Here is a 24,428-nt window from a genome sequence, read left to right as displayed (position 1 = left end):
GTACATCGACTCAACAGGAAGCATTGGCCTATAATTTCTGTCAAAAGCAGTCATTTTGTAAACGCTGACATGTAAGGGTAAGAGAAAAGGGATGAGGAAGGAAGCGATGCGTGAATGAGAGTATTATTGCTGGATTTGGACTCGACCAGACCGGATCATTTAGGGTGTTATGGATACCATCGGAATACGTCGCCCAACATTGACCGGATAGCGGCGGAAGGCGTACGCTTCGACAATTACTATACCTCCGACGCTCCATGTTTTCCTTCTAGAACCGCGCTGATGACCGGCAGGTTCGGCATTCATAACGGGGTCGTGGGCCATGGAGGCTCGGCAGCGGACGTGCGGCATGAAGGCATTACGCGGGATTTCCGCGACAAGCTGGCTTCGGAGAGCTTTCCCGCCATTTTCCGCCGGGCCGGCATGAAAACCGCGTTGATCAGTCCGTTCGGAGAGCGCCATTCCGCCTGGACCTTCTATGCGGGCTTCAATGAAATGTATAATACAGGCAAAGGCGGCTTGGAGTCGGCTGAAGAAGTGTCTCCGGTGGTCCTGGACTGGCTGGATCGCAACGCCGATGAAGATAATTGGATGCTCTATGTGAACTTCTGGGATCCGCATACGCCGTATCGTGCACCTCAGTCGCTGGGCAATCCGTTCGAGCATGATCCTCTTCCGGAGTGGTTATCCGAAGACGTGCTTCAGGAGCATCAGAAGAAGGTCGGCCCGCATGGTGTAAACGAAATTAACATGTATAATAGTGATGTATCCCCCGATTACCCGCGTCATCCCGGAGAGATTCGGACGATGGAGGATTTGCGGACGATGGTGGACGGCTATGATTGCGGCATTCGGCATATGGACAAGCATATCGGGGCCATCTTCGAGCTGCTGGAATCCAAGGGCGTTATGGATGACTTGATCGTAATCATAACGGCGGATCATGGCGAGAACATGGGGGAGCTTGGGATTTATGGCGAACATGGCACAGCGGATCAGGGAACCTGCCGCATTCCGATGATTATCCGAGGGCCCGGCATCATGCAAGGGATATCGGATCGCAATCTGCACTATCATCTGGATCTTCTGCCTACGATGGCGGAATATATGAACGTGGCACCGGCAAGAAGCTGGGATGGAATCAGTTATGCCGAGACCCTGCGAAGCGGACGCGAGAGCGGCAGGGAGTATCTGGTGGTATCCCAATGTGCACACGTCTGCCAGCGAAGCGTGCGATTTGGAGATTGGCTGTACATTCGAACCTATCATGACGGCTTTCATCTGTTCGACAAAGAAATGCTGTTCCATATCACCGAGGACGTTTATGAACAGCACAACCAGGCGTCTCAAAGACCGGATCTTTGCCGGGAGGCCGTCTACCTGCTGAATGAGTGGCATGATCATATGATGTCGACGATGCCGTTTGACGTGGATCCCTTGTGGACGGTCATGAAAGAGGGGGGACCTTACCATGCCAAAGGCCATTTGCCCCGGTATATCGAGCGTTTGAAGAACACGGGCCGGGGAGAAGCGGTGCCGGAGCTGATGCGCCGCCATCCTCGGGAGTTCGTGTAATCGCAATAGCAAGGTTGGAGCAGGATAACCGCTTTGAACGCGGTTGTCCTGTTCTCCGTATCAAGGATTGGAGGAACAAATAACATGGGAGAACCACATTCCTGCTGCGCAGGCTCCAGAGCGCACGTGCAGTTGGCGGGATCCGGCCAGAAGGATCTTCTTGGCACTACAAGAGATGATAAGTATGATGAACATTCTCATCCTGATCTTCATACCGATATGATCACGCTGCCTGGAGGGACGTTTACGATGGGCACGAATTCGAATGAAGGTTTCCCTCGTGACGGCGAAGGGCCGGCTCGCAGCGTAACCGTCTCCGGATTCGAGATCTCGCCCTATGCCGTAACGAATGAGGAATATCAACGGTTTGTGGAAGCCACCGGTTATGTGACGGAAGCGGAACGGTTCGGCTGGTCGTTTGTGTTTGAACTGCTGGCTTCGGAGGAAACGAAGGCAGCAGTAGCCCAGGTGCCGCAAGAGGTGCCTTGGTGGCTGGTGGTCGAAGGGGCTTACTGGGCAGCACCCGAGGGGGCGGATTCCAGCATCGAAGATCGGATGGACCATCCGGTCGTACATATATCCTGGAACGATGCCGCAGCTTACTGTCAATGGGCCGGCGTGCGGCTTCCGACGGAAGCGGAATGGGAATATGCGGCTCGCGGCGGTTTGGAGGGCAGGACCTATCCGTGGGGAGATCTGCTGAAACAGGACGGAGAGCATCAATGCAACATATGGCAGGGCAAATTTCCGGTCAAAAATAACGCCAGCGACGGGTACATCGGAACCGCGCCGGTGGATGCCTACAAACCGAACGGTTACGGATTGTACAACATGTCCGGCAACGTATGGGAATGGTGCGGCGATTGGTTCAGCCCGTCGTATCATCAACAGACCTCGGCGAACAATCCGTTCTATGGGGAGCCTACCGGCAGAAGGTCGATGCGCGGGGGCTCGTACCTGTGCCACAGATCCTACTGCAACCGGTATCGAGTCGCGGCGCGGAGCGGGAATACACCCGACAGCTCGACGGGCAACTGCGGTTTCCGGGTGGTGAGGGATGCGGTGTTATAGGGCTTATTGTTGTTAATAGACGATGCATCTTGGCGTATAGGTCATAATTGCAAAAACAAAAGAAATTTTGCAGAAATGATGATATATTCGGATTACGATAGGATTTATATAGGTAAGAGAGGATTGATCATGATTGAGCAGCTTCTGCAAACGTATTGGCCCGAGTGGTACGGAGATACGTTAAACGGCCCTACGGGCTGGAACAATACGACCCTTTTTATTCATAACCCGCATCGGCGTTCGGTCATGCGCATTTACAATACGCATCGTGACAAGGCAAGGATCGAATTCGAGTTTGCGGTTTTGGACTCGCTCCAGCGGGCACCCCTTAGCTTTAAAGTCCCAACGCCTCTTCCATCAACGTCTGGCGATAAGATGGTTCGGGTTCAGGACGGAAGTGATCGATACGCTTGCCTATTCGAATACATTGAAGGAGCGCGACCGGATGAAGAGAGCATCCAAGCGACTTATTCCTTCGGTGAAAAAACGGGAGAACTGGTACGTGCACTTGCGGATTGTTCGATTGGAATGGAGCCGGTGTATCCGCCCTATTACGAGCTGCTTCAATCGTATCCTTCATGCAGCAGGGCATTCATTCAGGATTTCTGCAAGCAACCGCCCGTCGAGTTCCAGGAACAAGGAAACGCGCTGCAAATCCTTCAAGAAGCGTATACCGAGATATCCGGCAGGCTGGAATCCCTGAAAAATCTGCCGCAGCAGCTGGTCCACGGGGACCTGAACTTTTCGAACCTGCTCGTAGATTCGGAACAATCGGGCAAGGTCATCGCTTTGCTTGACTTCGAGTTTTGCACAAAGGATGTCAGGGCGATGGAACCGGCGGTCGTCATTTCGGGATTTTTGGGAATGGCGGAGGAGAAGGACGCTATCCGGCAGTTCTGCGAAGGCTTTGCCAGCCGCGTACGGCTGACCGAAGAGGAGATTGCTGCCGTACCGTTACTGCTGCGCTTACGTTTGGTTGACGTTTTCTTGCATTTTTTGAGCCGCTATCGGGAAGGGACCGATGAGTCCCATGTGCTGCAGGAGCAGATCGATATGCTGGCAGCCGGATTGAAGCGGCTGGAGCAAAGTCAGGCATGGATGGAAGACGTGTTAACACAGTATTTGATGTAAGCCAAAAACCCCGATCTCTTCAAGAGACCGGGGTTTTTCTTAATGTGGCGAACCGTAATACAAGAAAAATAAAATGAATTTATTCAACTTTATTTTTTCAGCAAATTAATATGATCCAGGTCCGTGCTGCTGTTGAAGATAAACTCCAGCTTATATGCTCCACGATGGTAAGTCAGCTTGGTTTGCTTCGTTTTTCCGTTCTTGAATGTGGTGGTTGCATCCGGAGCAAACCAATTTTTCTTCAGCATTTTCATGGTGATGCCGCCGATGTTCGTCTGTCGTTCCACATTGGTGCCAAAATAACGCATTTCGCGAATTTTATTCAGCTTGTAGGAGAAGGCGTAGCCCGGATTCCCCATGTTTGCCCCGTATACGTCGAAGGCATCGGCATCCTTGCCGGGCACGGGAGGCTCGCCAATGGCCTTGTACACGTCCTGCTTAGTGCTTTTACCGATCGTTAATCCGCTGACCGCACCGGGGAATTGTCCCTTCAATGCAGGTTTATAAAAGCTGTTGAGCGTCTTGAGCGCGTGCTCGGCAGCATAATCCTCGGCGCTTGCCGCCGTGGCGGCTTCAGCCTGCTGCAGCGGCAAAACAGCATGATTGGCTCCGAATGCACTAAGGCCGACGACGCCCGCCATAGTCAAGGTGACGATTGCTTTTTTAGCTGGTTGTTTCAAGTTCATGTTGCATCCTCTCCTTTGTAACAACTACTTACCACATGTGCTGTGTATCAAACAACGGATCCTGACTTATCTTCCCATGATAGTTGATGCTTAAGGGCAATGGGTTACGATTCTATGAAGATGACATTGCAGATTTGATACCTGGAAATAATACGCCTTGCAGGATACTAATGGTTTGAACGATGAATCGGGTACGCCAATCGGACGAACATTGATGAATCCGTCCATGACCTGAGCTTATTCGGAAAATGGGTAATAGTACAGGGGTGATATGATTTTTTGGAAAAATCGTGTAATCTATATAGAACCGACTTTTTCAGGAGGAATTATGGAAACCGAATCCTTACTCAAGGTGGAGCAGCTTGCTCTCAAAAAACACAAAATTTTTAAACAAAGCCAGCTGCGCTACATCGCCCGCTCCATGCTCGCCAGCATGTTTATCGGCTTTGGCGTCATTGTCGCTTTTAAGACGGGGAACTTTTTTTATCTGGAGCATTCCCCGCTGACTTATCCGATGGCTGCTCTTACGTTTGGTGCGGCGATTATCCTGATCGCGTACGGGGGAGGGGATTTGTTTACAGGGAATACGTTTTATTACACGTATGCCGCTCTCCGCAAGAAATTAAAGTGGCTGGAAGTAGTCAAGCTATGGATTTTCAGTTATGCCGGAAACATCCTGGGTGCCTGCACGTTTGCGCTGTTGATTTTCTTAACGGGATTATTCACCGATTCCTCCGTGAACGGATTTCTGCTCAATGTGGTGGAACACAAAATGACCACCCCGACGATGCAGCTTTTTTTTAGAGCGATTCTGTGCAACTGGCTCGTATGCCTTGCCTTTTTCATTCCCATGTCCCTGAAGGGCGACGGAGCCAAAATGTTTGCCATGATGCTGTTTGTGTTCTGCTTTTTCATCTCCGGATACGAGCACAGTGTTGCGAACATGTGCACCTTTGCCATAGCGCTCGTGCTGAATCATCCGGGCACGATTTCGTTTGATGGCGTATTGCATAATCTGATTCCGGTAACGTTCGGCAATTTGATCGGCGGCGTTCTATTAATGGGCTTTATGTATTATTTTGTGAACAAGCCTTTTCTGGATGCGAAGGAATCCTCTGGTGAATAAGGTTTGGAAGCGCGCAAGCTTAGCTCCGCTAGCCTTGCAACAATGAATACACCCGCGTATCGTGTGCCGTGCCGTTCTGATAGATATACTGGCGCAGGGTTCCTTCCGCTTCGAATCCGAGCTTGGCCAGCAGTGCATGGGAAGCCTGGTTCTCGATAAAAACGACGGCACCGATGCGGGTTAGGCCAAGCTCCTGAAATCCATATGCCAGGATGGCGGAGGCCGCTTCGCGGGCATAGCCTTGCCTCCAGAAGTCGGGATGAAGCTCATATCCGATTTCTGCTCTTCTATGCCGTGGGGACCATGCGTTATATCCAATCGTCCCGATCAGGCCGTGGGCTTCTTTTCTTTCGATACCCCATCGAATCCCGCGCTGCTCTGCGTAATTGTTGGCGAACAGCTCAATGAATCGACGAGCTTGCTCGGGGCTGGTCAACGTGTCTTGACCGTAATAGCGGGTCACCTGCTCATGCGAGAAGCAGCTGTAGATGGCCTCGGCGTCCTGAAGCCGGATTTCACGCAGCCATAATCGTTGAGTCTGTAGTTCTGGAAACATGTTTACCCTCCCTGGATGAGCGTATTGACTAATAAGGATTAGATTTCATTATATATAAGATGTATTGATAAAGAGAAGAGGATTGCACGGAATTCGCGTTATTGCTATTAAAAAATAAAGGGCTGGTCGCAAAGTCAAATGGACGTTGGACCAGCCCTTTACAATTTTATCCCTTTACTTCCTGATACAGGCTCAACCGCGTTCTTAACTCTTAACGCAGCGAAATGCGGCTTAAACTGCCGCCGTTCGCAAACAAACGCTGGATGCTGCGTTCAACCTCCGCGTCCGGTATTAACGGAGGGGCTTGGTGCGGTTTCGTCCGGGCATCGATAATGACCGTGTCGCAGCCCCAATGCTTGTGCTCATAGCGGCTGTTCACGCCGTGAATGTCGTGGGAAGGATTGCTGCGCGTAAAGGTTGCCCAGAGAAAATTGTTGAGCGTTGCGCTCATGAATTCACTGTCATCGCACAGAATGATCATCGGGCAAGAAGGAAGTGAACCTCGTTCCCGGATGGCATCGCTAAGGCTCGACATTTCCTGCGCCACTTCGGAATAACTCGTAAAGGGGGCTCCCTGGATGGCGACAATGCCAGGCATAATCCATTTTGCGGGCGCATATCCGGGAAGCTCCATTAACGCCTCAGGCACTGCTTGGCACAAATCCCTTTTTTTATCACCGACCGCCGCAAATACGACCTTGCTGCCGGTGTTGAGTCCGGTTCCGGAATAATCGAGCGTATCGATCGTGGTATTGGTCTGAAAATGGATGTCCCGTTTCAGATCGATGCGTTCCAATATATAGGTCAAGAAGTCCTCGATGCGATGCGTGCTTAAAGGCTGTTTCTCTTCAGCTGCAATGAATAAATACTTGGCCAAACTTAATTGGCCCGTGCCCAGTATCCGGTTGGAGATGGTGAGAAGCTCGGCCGGCTGCTTTACTTGTTGATATGGTGTATACCGTTCGCTGCCGATGGCAAAGAGCAGGGGGTGTACCCCGGCAGCATCAACCGCATGGACTTCCTTGACCCCCGGAATTTCTTGCCGGATCGCCCCGCCGGTCAGCTCATGAATCAGCTCCCCGAAGGACGTATCTTCCTGCGGCGGTCTCCCGACGACCGTAAACGGATAGATGGCCTGCTGCTTGGCATAGACTTTATGCACTCGCATGACGGGAAACGGATGGACCAGGCTGTAATAACCCAGATGATCGCCAAAAGGTCCCTCGGGCTTGGTTTCGCCGGGGTGGATCTCCCCCGTAATAACAAAATCCGCATCGTGGCTGATGCAGTAACCATCCACATAGCTGTACCGGAAATGTCGTCCCGACAGCAGTCCGGCAAAGGTAAGCTCGCTCATGCCTTCCGGCAGAGGCATCACCGCTGAAATCGTATGGGCAGGGGGCCCCCCGATAAAACAGCTTACTTTCAGCGGCTGACCCAGCTTATTCGCCTTCGCTTGATGGATGCCGATACCCCGGTGGATTTGGTAATGGATGCCGACTTCCTTGTTCAGTTCATATTCATTGCCTGTGAGCTGAACCCGGTACATGCCTAGATTGGAATTCATGACGCCCGGCTTCTCCGGGTCTTCGGAATACACTTGGGGCAGCGTGACGAAAGCGCCGCCGTCGTCCTTCCAGTGCTTAATGAGCGGCAGATCGGAAATTTGGATTTCCTGAAATCCGGGTGGCAGGGCACCTGTTTTTTTGATCGGCAGTGCAGATTTAGCTGCCAGTCCCGTCCCGATATATTTAAAAGGATTTTTGAGCGCCTTCATCGGATCGTTGCGCAGCGCGATAACGTCTTGCGTAGATTGGAAGGTTTCCCGAAAAATGAATTTGCTGCGCTCGATCGTGCCGAACAGGTTGGATGCCGCACGGAACTTTGAACCTTTTACATTCTCAAACAGGAGTGCCGGGCCGCCTGCCTCATAAACCTTCATATGTATGGCTGCCATTTCCAAATGAGGATCGACCTCTTCATGTATACGAACCAAATGCCCATGTCGCTCCAAATCAATGATGCATTCTTCCAGATTAGTATATTTCATTACATAGCTCCAATCCCTTGTAGATAGTGAACTTATTCTACTATTATCGACAATCTCAATGCGCAGGTCAATGACACACGATATAGAATGGACGAACGGCTCCATCATTAAAAATCGTCTTTCTGATAAAACATGCAATAGGTCAGGGCGTTGCTATATTCTTCATGCCTCACAACAGAATAGCTATGAAATAGTTTGATCAATCGGGATCTGTTTAGTAATGTACATGATCCGCAGGGATAAATGGATGAGAAGGAGCGACGCGGGAGAATACCGCAGGCAATACCAGATATTTCGCGTAGATGAAATGCGGTAAGGGAAGCCCCGCGTAGTTTCTCATTGGATCGTATAATGGGGGAATAGACGAGCAAACTGAAGCGCTGCTTCACTAGTAAAGGAGGAAACGGTTTTGTTTCATCCAGCGAGCCTCTTCATGCCTTTTATGGTTCTGCTTCCTAATCTCTTGTTCTTTAGACGCTCGCCGCATAACATGTCCGGTCAGCCCAATCCAAGCTTGATCTTCTCGGTGGCCGAAGGGATCGGGCGAATCGGGACCATGATTGTCCCTATATTTTTTACGGTCCAGCTCCGGAACGGGTACGAAATCATCTCGCTCATCGTAATGATTCTATCGCTATTGCTATACTATGGGGGATGGTGCCGATACTTTTTGAACGACAGGGACTATGGGCTGTTATTCAAGCCGGTTATGTGCATTCCGGTACCACTAGCGATAAGTCCGGTCCTTTATTTTCTGGCTGGTTCGGTGGTTTTGCATTCCGTCCTGTTGTTTATGTTCAGCATCGTTTTTGCCGCAGGTCATATCCCGAACAGTTTGAGAGAGTACAAACGAATCTTGCATAGGGACTAATTTGCTTCGTTATCTGAATTGCCGGATCAACCTGGCAAGCGGCATTCGGTATGAAAAGCGGATAATGTAACCACCGACTTGAAGTGTACCGAGGATGAGATCCTATAAAAGAAGGACATGATCAATGAATCCTTTCTTCAGATCGGTGGACAGTATGAGGAATGGCGCCGATATGGTTGAAGTGCTTTTCTTGGACGGATGCTTCATGCGGTGTACGAACGGCTCTTCATGTTGACAATTCAAAAAAGCAGCCCCTCGCACAATGGCGAAGGGCTGCTTTATTAAATTCATCGCCTTATTGCTGAACAATGGCGATAATTTCATCTTCCAGCTCAAGTCTTACCTGCTCGCTGTATGCGCGGATATTGTACTCGGAGTGAAGGTAGCGGAGAATGGCCTCGATGAGGTTGGCCTCAATCAAATACTGAGTTCTTCCGTTGACCCATACTTCGGCCGTATATCCCGTATCTTCGTCCCAGCTAAGCTCAAGCGATACGTCCGTTGGTTTGACGCCTCTGCGTTCCGCTTGGTGAAGGCAGACCGCATTGATGATTTCGTCCATGCTTAGAACCATGGATTAGTACCGGTTATTGTGATTGTTGTTGTCGCGAGGCTCGTTTTGTTTACGACGATTCTTCACGGCGCGTACAACAGCCATAACGATCATAATCAAAGCCCAGATTGCGATCAGGTTAATGAGCAATCCCATGATTTCGCCCATGAAGCCCATGCCGGCGAACATGCTGCCGAAGAGCAAGCCAGCCAGACCACCGATCATAAGACCTTTCATCAAGCCGCCGCCGCTGAAGAATCCGCGGTTTGCCGTGTTGCCTGCTGCTCCAGAGGTATTGGATCGGTTGTTCGATTGTTGCACATTATTGGTATCATTCTTTTTCGGAGTGCTGTTGTATGACTTGGTTCCGGATTTGAAACCTCCGCCACCTCTTCTGGCATCTGCGGAATCAGGCGTCAGCGCTACAAAGAACAGTGTAATCGCTACTAGAATCGTCAATACTTTTTTCATTGTGTTCTGTCGAACCTCCCAATTAATTTAGAGTATAAAGAGTAATACGGACGAGTCACGATAAGGTTTCAAAATTTGTGCGGCCATGGTTTGAGGCTGTAGCGCGCTGCTGCTGTCTCAGTAATTCCAGTACCCAATCGCACCATTTCAGCTCGGTTTCAGCCATCATCAGTCCTTTGGTAGCGAGCACATAATTGCTGAACGCCTTGCTTCCGATCTCGCGGGTGTCCTCCGGAATCCCCGCTAAAATCTGCTCATAGTAACGCTTTTTCTCCAGATACCCAATTCTGCGGTCCTCGAAAATATCGACGGCGATGCCGATCTCCGTCAACCACAGGCAAAAGGTCCGAAGAGAAAGCTCATCCTTGGTGACTGCAGGCGCAATCGGTTGGTACATCCATTCACGCAGCTTCTGCATGCCTTTTTCTGTAATCGCATAAATTTTTTTGTCCGGTTTATCGCTTTGCTGAACCCAGTGCGAGGACAACAGCTGTTTCTCCTCCATGCTGGACAGCAGCGGATAGATTTGACTGTGTTTGGCTTGCCAAAAAGGCTGTATGCGAAGCATCAAATCGTATCCTGATGATTCTCTTCTTGCTAGTAATCCTAACAAGCCGTATGACAACGTATTCATGGACATAACTCCCTTTGAAACGCATATCGTGGACGCCAAGGCAGGAATGATAATCCGCCTATCGGTCCGGTTGTTAAAAAGTGTACACTGAAACTGTATGGTTTGACAACCGGGGGAGGGGGCTTTCTCTCTGCTTTTGGCAAAATTGTGACTAAAAAAGCACAAACGCGTGCGCGTTTGTGCTTCCATTTGACTTTGGTTGATTTATTCGTTCTCGTATCCTTCCACGACGAGATCAAGCGCACCGGTATTGGGGTCGATGACCATGCCATGGACGGGTACGTTTGGAGGAAGGAGCGGGTGGTTTTTAATCAGGTTGACCGTATTTTTTACGCCGTCCGTAATGTTATCGAAACCGCGAAGCCATTTGGATAACCGGATGCCGGAGTTTTCCAGCGTGGACAGCACTTCATCGGAAATGCCGCGGTCTCTCATATGCTGGATCATATCCTCTGCGTTCAGGGATGCCATGCCGCATTCATAGTGGCCCACAACGATGACTTCTTCCGCGTGAAGCTCGTACAGCGCAACCATGACGCTCCGCATCACGCTCCCGAAAGGCTGGGAAATGATTGCACCGGCGTTTTTGATGATTTTGACATCGCCATTCTTGAAATTCATCGCTTTCGGCAGAAGTTCGACCAAGCGCGTATCCATACAGGTGATAATCACGAGTTTCTTCTCAGGAAAACGCCCTGTCAGATAGGATTCGTATTCTTTATTCTCTACAAAGCTGCGATTGTGTTCCAGTATGCTGTTAAGGTGTTTTTCCATCGATTTATTCTCTCCTTTTGTATCTAGTATTCATTTAGAATGCTGCTGCTCACGCTCTGGTATCCACTACCTGGATATTGGTGCCATAATGCTGTCCGCTGCTGTCCAGACGGAAGGCGTAGGCGGCCGGATCGGCATCGAGTTTCATTTTCTCTTCAAAGAAAACTGCCTGCTTGCGGTTCACGATAAACGTTACCGGGCTGTCCGTTTCGACAGCAAGATCATCCGACGCCGGCTCATCTACAATACGCAGGCCTGGGACGCCGTTGACGGCACATCCGCATCCCTCCGTGTCATAGATCAGCCTGATTGCGCCCGGCTTGTCCCCGAGTTTGTCCCTCAGCTTCAGCTCGGCTTGCGGGGTGAGTTGAATATTCACGCCATCCTGACACTCCTTTATATGTAGATTGTTATTTATTCTTTCTGGAAGTTGATTATATACCTTGTAAAAAGTATCATCAATAGAGTAAACAAGAATCCTATCATAAAAAAAAGAAGGTGTGCCGGTATGGCAGTACAACATTTACAGCAATGGGAACAATTTGAACGATTGGTTCGCAAAATCATGAGTTACTACGAAGCTATTGGCCTACTTCATTGGGATTTACGGACAGGCGCTCCGCGCAAAGGAACCGAGATCCGCTCGGAAACGATCGGGGTTCTCTCCACAGAGGCATTTAAACTGCAAATATCGGAAGAAATGGGAGAGCTGTTGTCTTTCTTTGCCAAGCCGGAACAAGCTGAGCAGTTGGATGATCGCAAACGCCGCATGATCGAAGAGGTGCGCAAGGTATACGACCAGAGCAAGTCCATTCCGCCAGAGCGCTTCCAGGAATATTCCATTCTCGCCGCCCAATCGGAGACGAAGTGGGAGGAAGCGAAAAAGAACAGCGATTTTGAAGGCTTCGAACCTTACTTAACGAAGATCGTTGCGTTCAAGCAAGAGTTTATTGATTATTGGGGCGTGAAAAACACCAGGTACGATACGCTCCTTGATATGTATGAGCCGGATTTAACGGTGGAAAAGGTGGATGCCATCTTTGACCGCTTGAAAGCGCGTCTGGTACCGCTGGTCCAGGCGATCCAGGAAGCGCCCTTCAAGCCGAAAGCAGACTTCTTGAAGCAGTTGTTTCCGAAAAAACAGCAGGAGAAATTCAGCTTGTTCCTGCTGGAGCAGATGGGCTATGACTTTGAAGCGGGACGCTTGGACGAGAGCGTGCATCCATTTGCCACGGGCTTGAACCCGGGAGACGTGCGCATTACGACCATGTACCTTCCGGACGATGTGCTTAGTGCGGTATTCAGCTCCCTGCACGAGGGAGGCCATGCCCTTTACGAGCAGAATATCGACAAGGAACTCGCGGGGACACCGCTTTCCGGCGGTACCTCCATGGGCATCCATGAATCCCAATCCCGTCTGTGGGAAAATATGATCGGCCGCAGCCGTCCGTTCTGGCGCCGCTATTTCGCGGATTTGCAGCAGCACTTCCCGGAACAGTTGAAGGACGTGGACGTAGAGGACTTCTACCTGGCCGCGAACAAGGTAGAGAACTCTCTGATTCGAATTGAGGCAGATGAGCTTACTTATAACCTGCACATCATCATTCGTTATGAGATCGAGAAGAAACTCTTTAACGAAGGTTTGGCGGTGAAGGATCTTCCGGAGACCTGGAATGCGAAGTATAAAGAATACCTCGGCATTATGCCGCCGAACGATGGGATGGGCGTGCTTCAGGACGTTCACTGGTCCGGCGGGGATTTCGGGTATTTCGCCTCGTACTCCCTTGGCAACATGTATGCGGCCCAGATGCTGCACACCATGCGCAAAGAGCTGCCGAATCTGGACCAGCTCATCGAGGCCGGGAACCTGGCTCCGATCAAGGAGTGGCTGACGGACAAGGTATACAAATACGGAAAGAGCGAGAAGCCGTCCGAGATCATCGAACGCGTCACCGGTGAAGAACTGAATCCGGATTATCTGGCCGATTATCTCGAAGAGAAATATAAAGAGATCTACAAACTGTAATGATCGCGAGAAGCGCAGCCCGAGAGGCTGCGCTTTTTTTATTCGGAAGAGTTTTGAAACCGGGTTCTTTTTATTCGTTCCCTGCGTAAGTGGGCCTATCCAAATATGCCGGCATGCTCTAACCAGGCTTTTAACCTTTGGGCTGACGCTTGCATATGCTGAAAAGAAACATTGGGTCTATGGGAATGGAGGGTTATCGAATGAAGCGTCAAAAATGGTGGGGGCTAGCTTTATCCTTGCTTCTTGTATGCGGAGCTGCGCTTGCCGGGTGCGGGGGCGGCGGATCGGCCACGAAAGTCAAGATCGGCGAAGTGACGCGTTCGATCTTCTATGCGCCGCAGTATGTCGCATTGGAGAAAGGATTTTTCAAAGAAGAGGGGCTGGATGTCGAGCTGCAGACGACCCCGGGCGGTGACAAAACGATGACGGCTCTGCTGTCCGGAGCCATCGACGTGGCGCTTGTCGGCTCGGAAACTTCGATTTATGTGTACCAACAGGGCTCTGAAGACCCGGTCATCAATTTCGGGCAGGTGACGCAGACGGACGGCACGTTTCTGATGGCCAGGGATGGATCGGGTGATTTTGACTGGAACAGCCTGAAGGGCAAAGTATTCCTCGGTCAGCGTAAGGGCGGAATGCCGCAGATGGCAGGCGAGTTTACGCTCCGTAAAAAAGGAATCGATCCGCATGCGGACCTGGAGCTGATTCAGAACATCGATTTTGCGAACATCGCTTCGGCGTATGCTTCCGGTACGGGTGAGTTTGTCCAGCTCTTTGAGCCGCAGGCCTCCATATTTGAAAAAGAAGGCCGTGGCAAAGTGGTGGCTTCCTTTGGCGTAGAAAGCGGGCATCTGCCGTACACCGTGTTTATGACAAAGCAAAGCTATATCGACAAAAACGATGCCACGGTGCAGAAGTTTACGAACGCCCTGTACAAGGCACAGCAATGGGTGGATGCGAGCAGTCCCGAAGATATCGCGGATGCGATCCAGCCTTATTTTAAAGACAGCGACCGCGACATCGTGGTGTCCTCGGTCAAGCGCTACAAAGAGCAGGGCAGTTACGCCGGCGATCCGATCGTGGATGAGGCGGAGTGGAACAATCTGCTGGACGTGATGGAGCAGGCCGGGGAACTGAAGGAACGGGTAGCGCCGGATGCCATCGTCAACAACAGCTTTGCCGAAAAAGCAAAGCAAGCTAAATAAATCACGCACTCCTGATCCATAGAACGAAAGGAGAGAGCACCATGGTACCGGTAGTTGAATTGAATGATATCGCTCATGTATATGTCACCGATCGGGAAGCCTCTCTGGCTGTGGAGGGAATTCATTTGAAGGTGGAGCCGGGGGAGTTCATCAGTCTGGTAGGGCCTAGCGGTTGCGGGAAAACGACCATTTTGTCGGTCATTGCCGGCCTGCTTGCCCCCTCCAAAGGGGCTGCTTACGTAAACGGCAAACCGGTAAACGGACCGTCGCCGGAAGTCGGGTACATGCTGCAGCAGGACTATTTATTTCCTTGGCGGACCATCATGGATAACGCCTTGATCGGATTGGAATTGACGGAGAGGCTGAATCCGCAAAGCCGAAGCGTCGTAGGGAATCTGCTCAGGGAAATGGGGCTCGGGGAGAGCGGTAATCTGTATCCGGCGCAGCTGTCAGGCGGGATGAGGCAGCGGGTAGCGCTCGTCAGGACCTTAGCTACGGATCCGGGACTGCTGTTGCTGGATGAACCTTTCTCCGCGCTGGACTACCAGACGAAGCTGCAGCTTGAGGATTTGATCGTGGAAACCCTGAAGGAGCGGGGGAAGACGGCCATCCTGGTCACTCATGATTTATCCGAAGCGATTGCGATGAGCGACCGGGTCATTCTCTTGAACCGTAATCCCGGGCGGGTTCACCGTTTGTTTGATATCCCCGACAACATCCGCCGGGCGCAGCCGTTTTTTGCCCGCAAGGAGCCGGGGTTCAATGAATTGTTTCATGAAATCTGGGGCGAAATGCAAACGATCGGGAAGGAGTGAAGCCTATGACATCAAGGGATGAGCCGTCAGCTTCTTCTTCGAAGGGCTGGCTCCAGAATATCTATGCCACTCATATGAAGCGAAAGAAAAGCATGCAAAACCGGGTACTGACCGTTCAGCTCAGCCTGCTGCTGCTGTTCTTTATCTGGTGGGAAGCGGCGGGCAGATTCAAATGGATCGACGTGCTGCTGTTCAGCTACCCTACCAAAATCTTTGCGAACATATGGGATAACATGATCAGCGGCGAGTTATGGGGACACCTGGGGGTCACGGTAGGGGAGACGGTTGTTGGATTCCTGCTCGGCACGCTCGTTGGCACGCTGATGGCCGTATTGATCTGGTGGTCCCCGTTTCTCAATAAAGTGCTGGATCCTTATATGGTCGTGTTCAACAGCATGCCGAAAGTGGCGCTGGGTCCCATATTCATCGTGATGTTCGGCGCCGGCTTTACCGCCATTGTCGTCACAACGCTATCCATTACGGTCATTGTGACCACGCTCGTCGTATACAATAGCTTTAACGAGGTGGATTCCAATCTGATCAAGGTCGTCCGCACGTTCGGCGGAACCAAGCGCCAGGTATTTCAACGGGTCATCTTGCCGGCTTCCTATCCCGCGATCGTATCGACCCTCAAGGTTAACGTGGGCATGGCATGGGTCGGCGTCATCGTCGGCGAATTTTTGGTGGCCAAATCGGGTCTCGGTTACTTGATTATGTACGGTTTTCAGGTATTCAACTTCACGCTCGTGTTATCGAGTCTGCTTATCATTGCCGTTGTTGCAACGGCCATGTATCAAATCGTGGTATATATAGAAAGGAAATTGTTGACCCACCGCTAGGCAGGCATCACCTGCGGCGTCAGGCATGGTTGTTAACGGCATAAAAATAAGCTAGGATGAAGATACCTTATATATGCGTATATGCGGCTAACATGATAAAGAAGCAGATATAGCCATCAACAACTCGCCTGGAGGCTTTTCATCACATGGGATTTCGTGTCATCAAAACAGCAGCGGCCAGCCTGCTTGCCATTTTAATTACAGATGCTTTGAACATACCGGGGGCTACGTCCGCCGGTCTTCTTGCTATACTCGGCGTTGACGTTACGCGCAAACGGAGCGTGCGTTCCATATCGTCCCGATTTTTTGCGTCATTGCTGGGACTTGTGCTGGCGTGCATTTTATTTTATTTTCTCGGTTTTCATTACTGGGTGCTGGCCTTGTACATATTGCTTGCATTTCCCGCGATATCGAGGGCTAATTTCAAGGAAGGCATCGTGACCAGCTCGGTTGTGGTGTTTCGGGTGTTTCAGGGGGAAGAGATCGGACTCGGCATATTGCTCACGCAAATCGAACTTTTGATTATCGGCCTCGGGTCGGCCATGCTCGTGAACCTGGTTTATATGCCGAACAGCGAGGGGGCGATGATGGAAATCCGCCGCAAGGTGGACGGGCTTTTCTCTGTCATTTTCCATCATTTTTCGCTGACGCTTCGAAATCCCGAACATATATGGGACGGAAAAGAGCTGATCGAGGCCAATCGGCAGATCGAAAAAGGGATAGAGGAAGCGAAGCGGGCTTCGGAGAACCAGATGATTCATCCGGACGGCTCATGGAACATCTATTTTTATATGCGTAAGGAACAGATGGAGAATATCCAGAGCATGATGCATCAGATCTCCCAGGTGTACGAGCGGCTTCCGCACGGTGTGCTGACGGCTGAAATTTTCGATCAGTTAAGCCAGGATGTCGCTGCCGAGGGCTATACGGGGAAGTCCGAAGGACTGCTGATTGAGCTGGAGGACAGGTTCAAAGAGATGGAGCTCCCGACGACCCGCGAGGAATTCGAGGTCCGCTCTGCGATTTTGCAGCTCTGCCACGAGCTGGAATACTATTTGAATATTTCGAAAAAGTATAAAGCGCCCACGGCTAAAAAACCGCAGAAGCGCGCGGATTCGGCCGTATAGCTTAGCAATTTTCAAAAATAAATCTGATATTTTTAGCATCATATGAATTTATTTGGACCACTTCATTCAACATTCGCCCATGTCTTGCATACACATGTATGGAATGATTGTATGGAGGAGGTTCGAAGATGTCATTGAGTCATAAACACCAATGTAGAGAAATCATCACGAAGGCGATCTGCGGCAAGGGTCGTAAGTTCTCTACCGTAACACATACCGTGACTCCGCCTAATAATCCGACCAGTATTTTGGGGGCTTGGATTATAAACCATCAGTACGAGGCGGTTGCCGCCGGAGACGGAATTGAAGTTATTGGTACTTACGATGTAAACATCTGGTATTCCTATGACAAAAATTCGCAGACCGATGTGGCGAAAGAAACGGTATCGTATGTAGAACGCGTGCCTCTTTCCTATCTGGATCCGAAGCATCGTGCATCCACGGTGGAGGTGTCGGCTGAAGCGACGCAGGAGCCGAGCTGTGTCGAGGCTAGCGTATCCTCGAATGGCACGAGCGTCATTCTGCGGGTAGAGAGAGAGTACGCGGTGGAACTGGTAGCCGAAACCAAGGTCATTGTCAAAGTATGCAGCCAACCTCACGGCGACTACGAAGACAAAGAATTCGACTACGTCCTGGGAGACGACGTCGATGATTACGAAGATTACGAAGGTCTGGAGGATGAACTGTAAGTTAACCCTCCTGTAGGAATGATTATAATCTTAGCATATGCAGCGAGGGCAGCTTTGCGGAGGGCGGATGCCCTCTTTTTTATTTTTATTTGCAGGGGGAATGGGGATGGCTAGAATGATCGTACAACCAGCGGCCGAAACAAAATATGTGTCGCTGCAGGGATCGGCTTCGCTCCTGGCGCAAGCGCGGTTGATCCGATCCGGGATTCCGTGTGGTTTGCATTCGGGTTCAGTCGAGGAGAAACGTTACGCCGCCAGGTACGCGGTGCATGTTGACCGGCTGGCTGCAGCCAAGATCCGCCAACATCAAATGGGCGGCAGCGAAACGGTGTTCTTGCCCGATCCCGAGAGCGGAAAATATGAAGATGGCCTGCATCGAAGATTGGAGAAAGCGGCCCTGCGGTCGCTGTATACATTGGGCGTCGATGGAGGGGAGGTCATCATTACGGCCCGCCCCGGTCGAAGATACGTAGTGGAGGATATCCGCATGCCAGCTGACCGCAACAAAGCCGTAATGAGTGCCAAGGGTCAGGGGGCACGGCGGACGGAAGGGTACCCTGCTTACAACGAAGAAGGCGGTTCTCCTCTTGTTTCATCGTTACTCATGGGCATGGATCCGGAGTTTGTGCTGATGAAGGATAACGGAGACATCGTGTTTGCATCCGAATTTATGGAACGCGGCGGGTCGGTCGGAAGCGATGCCGTTCGTTTACGGGGCGAGGTGATTTACCCTATTGCCGAGCTCAGGCCGTCGCCCAAGGCGAATCCGAAGGAATTGCTGCTTGAAATGCAAAGAGCTCTGCGTGAAGCTCATCTCCTGATTCAGGATCGTTCACTGGCATGGAAGGCAGGCGCACTGCCGCATCGCGATTTTCCGCTGGGAGGCCATATTCACTTCAGCGGCGTACCGCTGTCCCTGTCTCTTCTTCAGACCCTGGATAATTATGTGGCTCTGCCGCTGTCCCTGCTCGAAGACCCCAATGGGCGTTTGCGGAGGCCACGATACGGTTTCCTTGGGGATTTCCGGAGGCAGCCTTACGGCGGGTTTGAATACCGTACGCTGCCCAGCTTTCTCGTCTCGCCGCTCGTCGCGAAGGTGTCGCTGGGCGTGGCCTACCTGGCTGCCCGCTACAGCGATCGCCTGCCGGGGAGGCCGTTAAACACCGAACGGTATCACCGTGCCTATTACGAAGGCGATCAATCCGTGCTCAAAGAGTGTATTGCAAGCTGGCACAGGGATCTGTCGGCACTGCCGGAGTACCCGGATTTTGCCCGTGAAATCGAGCGGGCTCTAGCGTACATGGAGACGGGACGAACATGGGATGAGAGCAGGGATATCCGGCCGCTGTGGAATATTCCAACCAAGCCGTGATGCCTTACGGTCAATTTCTGTTATAATGGAGGTCAAGCTAGAAAGGTAATGGAGGTACGTCATGGCTAAATATACGCCGATGATTGAACAATATTTGAAAGTCAAAGAACAAGCGCGCGATGCGTTTCTTTTTTTCCGCTTGGGCGATTTTTACGAAATGTTTTTCGATGACGCGATCCTTGCGTCGAAGGAATTGGAGATTACGCTGACCGGCCGCGAAGGCGGCGGTGCAGAGAAAATACCGATGTGCGGGGTTCCTTATCATTCCGCTGAAGGTTATATCCAACGGTTGATTGAAAAGGGGTACAAAGTCGCCATCTGCGAACAGATGGAGGATGCTTCGGTCACCAAAGGCATGGTGCGGCGGGAAATCGTCAGGGTCGTTACGCCGGGAACCATCATGGACGGCAAGGTCGTTCACGACAAATCGAACAATTACATGGTATGCGTGACGGAAGCGGGCGGCTTGATGTCCTTATCCGCATGCGATTTGTCCACCGGCGAGCTTTACGTGACGTCGGTGCCTTCATCGGAGGAATGGCTGAGGGACGAGATTGGCATTTATGAACCTTCCGAAATAATCGGGGATGCGTCGCTGCTGGCGATCATCTCATCGCAGGCGCTGCCAGGCAGCCGGAATATCGTATATACGGCCTGGGATCGAAGAGAAGACGCATTGGTTAGGACCCAATTCGGAGAAGCGGCATGGGCCCGCCTCGAAGAGGAGAGAAGAGCCTGCGTATCCCTGCTCATCTCGTATTTAAGCGAGACGCAGAAGCGGTCGCTGGGGCAGCTGACTCAAATCGCTTCCTACGAGCCGGGACAATACATGGTTCTGGATCCGTTCACCAGGCGGAATCTGGAGCTGGTGGAGACGGTTCGTGAACGCTCGAAGAAAGGGTCCCTCCTATGGCTTCTGGATCGTACGGAAACCTCCATGGGAGCCAGACTTCTGCGGCGGCGAATCGATAAACCGCTGCTGTCCCGAAGCCGGATCGAGGAGCGGCTGGAGGCCGTTGAGCATTTGTATAACCAGTACATACTGCGCGAAGATTTGCGGATGGCGCTGAAAGAGATTTACGATTTGGAGCGGCTGGTCGGCCGGATCGCGTTCGGCAGCGCGAACGGACGCGATTTGAATGCGCTCAAGCTGTCATTGAGGCAAATTCCTTCCCTGAAGGAGCTGTGTGCCCAGTCGCCTTCCGAGACGCTGCGGCGCGTGGCAGCGGATACCGATGTTTGCGACGATCTGTGCGAACTGATCGAGAATGCGATTGTGGATGAGCCGCCGGTGTCTGTGCGCGACGGAGGAATCATCAAGCCGGGGTACCACGAACGGCTGGATGAGTTTCGGGAAGCGAGCACCAGCGGCAAACGCTGGATCGCCGAGCTGGAGGCCAAGGAACGTGCTGCTACCGGGATCAAGTCTTTGAAAATCGGTTATAACAAGGTGTTCGGCTATTATATCGAGGTCACCAAATCCAATCTGTCATCCCTGCCGGAAGGCCGCTATGAGCGCAAGCAGACGCTGGCCAACGCGGAGCGTTACGTCACGCCCGAACTGAAGGAGAAGGAAGGACTGATCCTGGAAGCCCAGGAGAAAATGGTGGATCTGGAGTATGCGCTCTTTACCGAGCTGAGGGATAAGCTGAATACCCAAGTGAGCCGGCTGCAGAAACTCGCCGAGCGCATCGCCGAGATTGACGTCTATCAGTCGCTGGCTGCCGTCAGCGCGGAGTACAGGTTCGTCAAGCCGGAGCTGAGCGAGGGCTATGATTATATCGTTGAAGGCGGCCGTCATCCGGTGGTGGAAGCCGTTATGAAGGATTCGTCGTTTATCGCGAACGGAACGGATTTGCGCAAGGACGGCTCTTCGATCCTGCTCATAACGGGTCCGAATATGGCCGGCAAAAGCACGTACATGCGCCAGGTGGCTCTGTTATCCATATTGGCGCAGATGGGCTGCTTTGTCCCGGCGGAGCGCGCGGTTATCCCGCTGGTCGACCGGATCTTTACTCGCATCGGCGCCGCCGACGACCTGATCGGCGGTCAGAGCACCTTCATGGTGGAAATGGCGGATATCCAGGTCATGACCGAAAAAGCGACGCCACGCAGCCTGATCATCATTGATGAGCTTGGGCGCGGTACGTCCACGAGCGAAGGCATGGCCATTGCGCAAGCCGTGATTGAATACGTGCATGATCATATCGGCTGCAAGGCATTGGTATCGACGCATTTCCATGAGCTGGCTCACCTTCAGGAGAGCCTTGGCGGACTTAAGAATTATTCCATGGCGGTTCAGGAAAGCGGCGACAAGGTGCATTTTCTCCGCAAGCTGATTCCTGGCGCGGCGGACAGCAGCTACGGCATTTATTGTGCCAGACTGGCAGGTTTGCCCGGCAGCATCATTGATCGCGCTTATGGGCTGCTGCAGGGCCTGGAGATGGCTTCCCTGGCCGCAGTGGCATCGGAGCAAGGGGTCGCGGTCCATCGGAAGGAGCCGGCGTCCGATGCCTCTTCCGATGTGAGGCGCAGCGGACCGGAAGCTCTGCATGAATTCCGTGAAGAGACGATAGCGTATACCGGCAGCCTGAACGGAGCAGACCCGAAAGTTGGCGTGGTGCAGCTCTCCATTTTCGGCGAGGAGGAAGTGCCTGAAGCCCGGAACGCCAAGATGGGCAAGGATCAGCACTCTTCTCCGCAAGAAGCTGCTCACGATCCTGCTGTTAAGAGCATCATAGATGCCGTCAAAGGTGCCGACGTCATGAACATGACGCCGCTTCAGGCGATGCAGTTCCTGAATGACCTGAAGCTTCAAGCGAAGGATATGTGATATTGGCATGGGAATGAAAAGGAACGGAGGTAGGAACAATGGGGATTATTCGGATTTTGGACGAGCATATTGCAAACCAGATTGCTGCCGGCGAGGTGGTGGAGCGGCCTGCCTCCGTTGTCAAGGAGCTGGTCGAGAACGCCATTGATGCCGGGAGCACCAAGATCGACGTTTCGGTCGAAGAGGGCGGTCTGGACAGCATTCGCGTAACGGATAACGGCGCGGGCATCGATCCGGAGGATTGCGAGACGGCTTTTTATCGCCATGCGACAAGTAAAATTGCCGAGGGACGCGATTTGTTTCAGATCACCAGCCTTGGTTTCCGGGGAGAAGCCCTGCCGTCCATAGCAGCTGTATCGAAGGTGCGCCTCGTTACGTCCAATGCCCAGGATGGCCGCGGACGGAAGATCGAAATCGAAGGCGGCCATCTGCGGGTGAACGAAGAGACGGCCGCACCCAGAGGAACGGATTTCCTAGTGAAGGAATTGTTTTACAATACGCCGGCAAGGCTGAAATATATGAAAACGATCCAGACCGAATTAGGGCATATATCCGATTATATGTACCGCTTGGCGCTTTCGAGGCCGGATATCGCTTTTACGCTCCGGCATAACGGGAACTCGCTGCTGCAGACGCTGGGCAACGGCGATGCCCTTCAGGTCATAGCGGCCGTATACGGCACCCAATCGGCCAAAGCCATGCTGCCGTTCGAAGCCGAGAATATGGACTATACGTTAAGCGGGTATATCAGCCGTCCGGACTATACCCGGGCCAACCGGAACGGCATGTCGCTCATCATAAACGGGCGTTATGTCCGGAATTACGGCTTAATGCAGGCGATATTGAGAGGTTATCATACGCTGCTGCCGATCAACCGGTTTCCGCTTGTCGTCATTCAGCTGTCCATGCATCCTTCATTGATCGATGTGAATGTGCATCCTTCCAAGCTGGAGGTGCGGTTCAGCAAAGAGCAGGAGCTGTTCGCTTTCGTGGAGGAAGAGGTTCGCAAGGTGCTGCAGCAGGAAATCCTCATCCCGCGTCCGGCCAAACAGAATATCGGCAAAAGCGACAATGCGTATATCCAGGAACAGCTGTCATTTCCACAGGCAGAAGGGTATGCCGGAGCGGCCCGCGGCGGGCAGGATCAGGATCGTGAGATCCCTGGCAGCGGCGATCGATCCGCGGGCGGAAACACGCCGCTTCCAACGCCGCCTGCAGCGTGGCCTGACAAACAGTCGCTTGCACCGTCCCCATCCGGTATCACGCGTTCTTACGGGGACGTAACAGCAGGATCAGCCGCGGCATCGCAGATGCGTGAGACGGCTGCTTCCTCTTCTTATCGGAGCGATTACCGCAATGAGGCCAGAAGCCGCGGAAATGTCGTGACGAAGGAGTGGCTGCAGGCCGTTTCAGGGCCAGCTCCCGAAATTCCGCCTTTTCCGGAACTAACGCTTATCGGCCAGCATCACGGCACCTATCTCATTGCGCAGAATGATACCGGTCTATATCTGATCGATCAGCATGCCGCGCATGAGCGGATTAACTACGAGTATTACTACGAGCAGTTCGGCAACCCGGCGGACGCATCGCAGGAGCTGCTCCTGCCGATCACGCTGGAATTCACGCCCTCGGAATCGGAGAAGGTAAAGGAACGGCTGCATTGGTTCGAGAAGGTCGGCGTTTATATGGAGTTTTTTGGCGGCCATACCTTCCTGGTCCGTTCGCATCCCTTCTGGTTCCCTAAGGGCGAAGAGAAGGCCATCATCGAAGAGATGGCCGAATGGGTGCTGAATGAGCGTAATATCGATATCGCCAAGCTGAGAGAAACCTCATCGATCATGTGTTCGTGCAAAGCTTCCATCAAAGCCAATCAGAAGCTGACGGAACAGGAGGCGATGACGTTGATCCAGCGTTTGGGCGCCTGCCGGCAGCCTTACACCTGTCCGCACGGACGACCGATCGTGGTTTCGTTCTCGGCATATGATTTGGAGAAAATGTTTAAGCGCGTCATGTAACAGCAAGGA

General features: G+C 52.1%; 22 protein-coding genes. 14 read left to right on the top strand and 8 right to left on the bottom strand.

The window, feature by feature from the left end; genetic code table 11:
* Positions 1-114 precede the first annotated feature (114 nt).
* The 3 genes from BMX45_RS21705 to BMX45_RS21695 all read left to right on the top strand — a co-directional run bounded on the left by BMX45_RS21705 (position 115) and on the right by BMX45_RS21695 (position 3,777).
* The gene (locus BMX45_RS21705) at positions 115-1,575 is read left to right on the top strand and encodes a sulfatase family protein (protein WP_090911730.1); all 1,461 of its coding nucleotides are present in this window, start codon (positions 115-117) and stop codon (positions 1,573-1,575) included.
* An 84-nt stretch (positions 1,576-1,659) separates the two neighbouring features.
* Positions 1,660-2,646 carry a formylglycine-generating enzyme family protein gene (locus BMX45_RS21700; protein ID WP_090911728.1) on the top strand — a complete coding sequence of 329 codons (987 nt, stop codon included), beginning with the start codon at positions 1,660-1,662 and terminating at the stop codon, positions 2,644-2,646.
* A 129-nt stretch (positions 2,647-2,775) separates the two neighbouring features.
* Complete coding sequence (locus BMX45_RS21695) at positions 2,776-3,777, top strand: phosphotransferase enzyme family protein (protein WP_090911726.1); 1,002 nt, start codon at positions 2,776-2,778, stop codon at positions 3,775-3,777.
* A gap of 89 nt (positions 3,778-3,866) precedes the next feature.
* Here the strand turns inward: BMX45_RS21695 and BMX45_RS21690 are convergent, their stop codons facing one another.
* Positions 3,867-4,463, bottom strand: coding sequence for a YjgB family protein (locus BMX45_RS21690; RefSeq protein ID WP_009591384.1), 597 nt, complete (start codon positions 4,461-4,463; stop codon positions 3,867-3,869).
* Between the two features lie 328 nt (positions 4,464-4,791).
* Here BMX45_RS21690 and BMX45_RS21685 point away from each other — a divergent pair, with 328 nt between their 5' ends.
* Positions 4,792-5,589: a formate/nitrite transporter family protein gene (locus BMX45_RS21685; RefSeq protein WP_090911724.1), complete on the top strand. Its 798-nt coding sequence runs from the start codon at positions 4,792-4,794 to the stop codon at positions 5,587-5,589.
* A 28-nt stretch (positions 5,590-5,617) separates the two neighbouring features.
* Here BMX45_RS21685 and BMX45_RS21680 read toward each other — a convergent pair whose 3' ends face one another.
* Entirely contained in the window at positions 5,618-6,145 is a 528-nt protein-coding gene (locus tag BMX45_RS21680) for a GNAT family N-acetyltransferase (protein ID WP_090911722.1), read from the bottom strand.
* Between the two features lie 211 nt (positions 6,146-6,356).
* Positions 6,357-8,195, bottom strand: coding sequence for a UbiD family decarboxylase (locus BMX45_RS21675; protein ID WP_090911720.1), 1,839 nt, complete (start codon positions 8,193-8,195; stop codon positions 6,357-6,359).
* A 409-nt stretch (positions 8,196-8,604) separates the two neighbouring features.
* Between BMX45_RS21675 and BMX45_RS21670 the strand changes: the two genes are divergently transcribed.
* On the top strand, positions 8,605-9,066 hold the full coding sequence (locus tag BMX45_RS21670) for a hypothetical protein (RefSeq protein WP_090911718.1): 462 nt from the start codon (positions 8,605-8,607) through the stop codon (positions 9,064-9,066).
* Between the two features lie 295 nt (positions 9,067-9,361).
* Here BMX45_RS21670 and BMX45_RS21665 read toward each other — a convergent pair whose 3' ends face one another.
* From BMX45_RS21665 to BMX45_RS21645, 5 genes are all read right to left on the bottom strand, one after another.
* A complete protein-coding gene (locus BMX45_RS21665) occupies positions 9,362-9,640 on the bottom strand; it encodes a YxcD family protein (protein ID WP_090911716.1) in 279 nt (92 codons plus the stop codon).
* A 3-nt stretch (positions 9,641-9,643) separates the two neighbouring features.
* Positions 9,644-10,090, bottom strand: coding sequence for a hypothetical protein (locus BMX45_RS21660; protein WP_090911714.1), 447 nt, complete (start codon positions 10,088-10,090; stop codon positions 9,644-9,646).
* Positions 10,091-10,145: 55 nt separating this feature from the next.
* Positions 10,146-10,724: a PadR family transcriptional regulator gene (locus tag BMX45_RS21655; protein ID WP_015734646.1), complete on the bottom strand. Its 579-nt coding sequence runs from the start codon at positions 10,722-10,724 to the stop codon at positions 10,146-10,148.
* Between the two features lie 204 nt (positions 10,725-10,928).
* Positions 10,929-11,498: a beta-class carbonic anhydrase gene (locus BMX45_RS21650; protein WP_090911712.1), complete on the bottom strand. Its 570-nt coding sequence runs from the start codon at positions 11,496-11,498 to the stop codon at positions 10,929-10,931.
* Positions 11,499-11,547: 49 nt separating this feature from the next.
* Entirely contained in the window at positions 11,548-11,877 is a 330-nt protein-coding gene (locus BMX45_RS21645; RefSeq protein ID WP_090911709.1) for an iron-sulfur cluster biosynthesis family protein, read from the bottom strand.
* Between the two features lie 129 nt (positions 11,878-12,006).
* Here BMX45_RS21645 and BMX45_RS21640 point away from each other — a divergent pair, with 129 nt between their 5' ends.
* From BMX45_RS21640 to mutL, 9 genes are all read left to right on the top strand, one after another.
* On the top strand, positions 12,007-13,524 hold the full coding sequence (locus BMX45_RS21640) for a carboxypeptidase M32 (protein WP_090911707.1): 1,518 nt from the start codon (positions 12,007-12,009) through the stop codon (positions 13,522-13,524).
* 200 nt (positions 13,525-13,724) lie between these two features.
* Positions 13,725-14,729, top strand: coding sequence for an ABC transporter substrate-binding protein (locus tag BMX45_RS21635; protein ID WP_090911705.1), 1,005 nt, complete (start codon positions 13,725-13,727; stop codon positions 14,727-14,729).
* 41 nt (positions 14,730-14,770) lie between these two features.
* Positions 14,771-15,544, top strand: coding sequence for an ABC transporter ATP-binding protein (locus tag BMX45_RS21630; protein ID WP_015734650.1), 774 nt, complete (start codon positions 14,771-14,773; stop codon positions 15,542-15,544).
* 5 nt (positions 15,545-15,549) lie between these two features.
* Positions 15,550-16,383: an ABC transporter permease gene (locus BMX45_RS21625; protein WP_090911703.1), complete on the top strand. Its 834-nt coding sequence runs from the start codon at positions 15,550-15,552 to the stop codon at positions 16,381-16,383.
* Positions 16,384-16,529: 146 nt separating this feature from the next.
* Positions 16,530-17,510: an aromatic acid exporter family protein gene (locus tag BMX45_RS21620; RefSeq protein WP_090911700.1), complete on the top strand. Its 981-nt coding sequence runs from the start codon at positions 16,530-16,532 to the stop codon at positions 17,508-17,510.
* A 128-nt stretch (positions 17,511-17,638) separates the two neighbouring features.
* Entirely contained in the window at positions 17,639-18,199 is a 561-nt protein-coding gene (locus BMX45_RS21615) for an outer spore coat protein CotE (RefSeq protein WP_090911698.1), read from the top strand.
* A gap of 106 nt (positions 18,200-18,305) precedes the next feature.
* Positions 18,306-19,571, top strand: coding sequence for a putative amidoligase domain-containing protein (locus BMX45_RS21610; RefSeq protein WP_090911696.1), 1,266 nt, complete (start codon positions 18,306-18,308; stop codon positions 19,569-19,571).
* 61 nt (positions 19,572-19,632) lie between these two features.
* Positions 19,633-22,404, top strand: coding sequence for a DNA mismatch repair protein MutS (mutS, locus tag BMX45_RS21605; protein ID WP_090911694.1), 2,772 nt, complete (start codon positions 19,633-19,635; stop codon positions 22,402-22,404).
* A 38-nt stretch (positions 22,405-22,442) separates the two neighbouring features.
* Positions 22,443-24,419: a DNA mismatch repair endonuclease MutL gene (gene mutL, locus BMX45_RS21600; RefSeq protein WP_090911692.1), complete on the top strand. Its 1,977-nt coding sequence runs from the start codon at positions 22,443-22,445 to the stop codon at positions 24,417-24,419.
* Positions 24,420-24,428 lie beyond the last annotated feature (9 nt).

It is taken from the genome of Paenibacillus sp. cl141a (genome assembly GCF_900109305.1).
Classification (GTDB): Bacteria; Bacillota; Bacilli; order Paenibacillales; family Paenibacillaceae; genus Paenibacillus_AQ; species Paenibacillus_AQ lautus_A.
Note: the sequence above shows the minus strand (reverse complement) of the source record. Positions and strands in the feature narration are given on the sequence as shown.

Coding starts and splice junctions, on each gene's coding strand:
- BMX45_RS21705 (WP_090911730.1), top strand. CDS start 115: ATGAGAGTATTATTGCTGGATTTGGACTCGACCAGACCGGATCATTTA.
- BMX45_RS21700 (WP_090911728.1), top strand. CDS start 1,660: ATGGGAGAACCACATTCCTGCTGCGCAGGCTCCAGAGCGCACGTGCAG.
- BMX45_RS21695 (WP_090911726.1), top strand. CDS start 2,776: ATGATTGAGCAGCTTCTGCAAACGTATTGGCCCGAGTGGTACGGAGAT.
- BMX45_RS21690 (WP_009591384.1), bottom strand. CDS start 4,463: ATGAACTTGAAACAACCAGCTAAAAAAGCAATCGTCACCTTGACTATG.
- BMX45_RS21685 (WP_090911724.1), top strand. CDS start 4,792: ATGGAAACCGAATCCTTACTCAAGGTGGAGCAGCTTGCTCTCAAAAAA.
- BMX45_RS21680 (WP_090911722.1), bottom strand. CDS start 6,145: ATGTTTCCAGAACTACAGACTCAACGATTATGGCTGCGTGAAATCCGG.
- BMX45_RS21675 (WP_090911720.1), bottom strand. CDS start 8,195: ATGAAATATACTAATCTGGAAGAATGCATCATTGATTTGGAGCGACAT.
- BMX45_RS21665 (WP_090911716.1), bottom strand. CDS start 9,640: ATGGTTCTAAGCATGGACGAAATCATCAATGCGGTCTGCCTTCACCAA.
- BMX45_RS21660 (WP_090911714.1), bottom strand. CDS start 10,090: ATGAAAAAAGTATTGACGATTCTAGTAGCGATTACACTGTTCTTTGTA.
- BMX45_RS21655 (WP_015734646.1), bottom strand. CDS start 10,724: ATGAATACGTTGTCATACGGCTTGTTAGGATTACTAGCAAGAAGAGAA.
- BMX45_RS21650 (WP_090911712.1), bottom strand. CDS start 11,498: ATGGAAAAACACCTTAACAGCATACTGGAACACAATCGCAGCTTTGTA.
- BMX45_RS21640 (WP_090911707.1), top strand. CDS start 12,007: ATGGCAGTACAACATTTACAGCAATGGGAACAATTTGAACGATTGGTT.
- BMX45_RS21635 (WP_090911705.1), top strand. CDS start 13,725: ATGAAGCGTCAAAAATGGTGGGGGCTAGCTTTATCCTTGCTTCTTGTA.
- BMX45_RS21630 (WP_015734650.1), top strand. CDS start 14,771: ATGGTACCGGTAGTTGAATTGAATGATATCGCTCATGTATATGTCACC.
- BMX45_RS21625 (WP_090911703.1), top strand. CDS start 15,550: ATGACATCAAGGGATGAGCCGTCAGCTTCTTCTTCGAAGGGCTGGCTC.
- BMX45_RS21620 (WP_090911700.1), top strand. CDS start 16,530: ATGGGATTTCGTGTCATCAAAACAGCAGCGGCCAGCCTGCTTGCCATT.
- BMX45_RS21615 (WP_090911698.1), top strand. CDS start 17,639: ATGTCATTGAGTCATAAACACCAATGTAGAGAAATCATCACGAAGGCG.
- BMX45_RS21610 (WP_090911696.1), top strand. CDS start 18,306: ATGGCTAGAATGATCGTACAACCAGCGGCCGAAACAAAATATGTGTCG.
- mutS (WP_090911694.1), top strand. CDS start 19,633: ATGGCTAAATATACGCCGATGATTGAACAATATTTGAAAGTCAAAGAA.
- mutL (WP_090911692.1), top strand. CDS start 22,443: ATGGGGATTATTCGGATTTTGGACGAGCATATTGCAAACCAGATTGCT.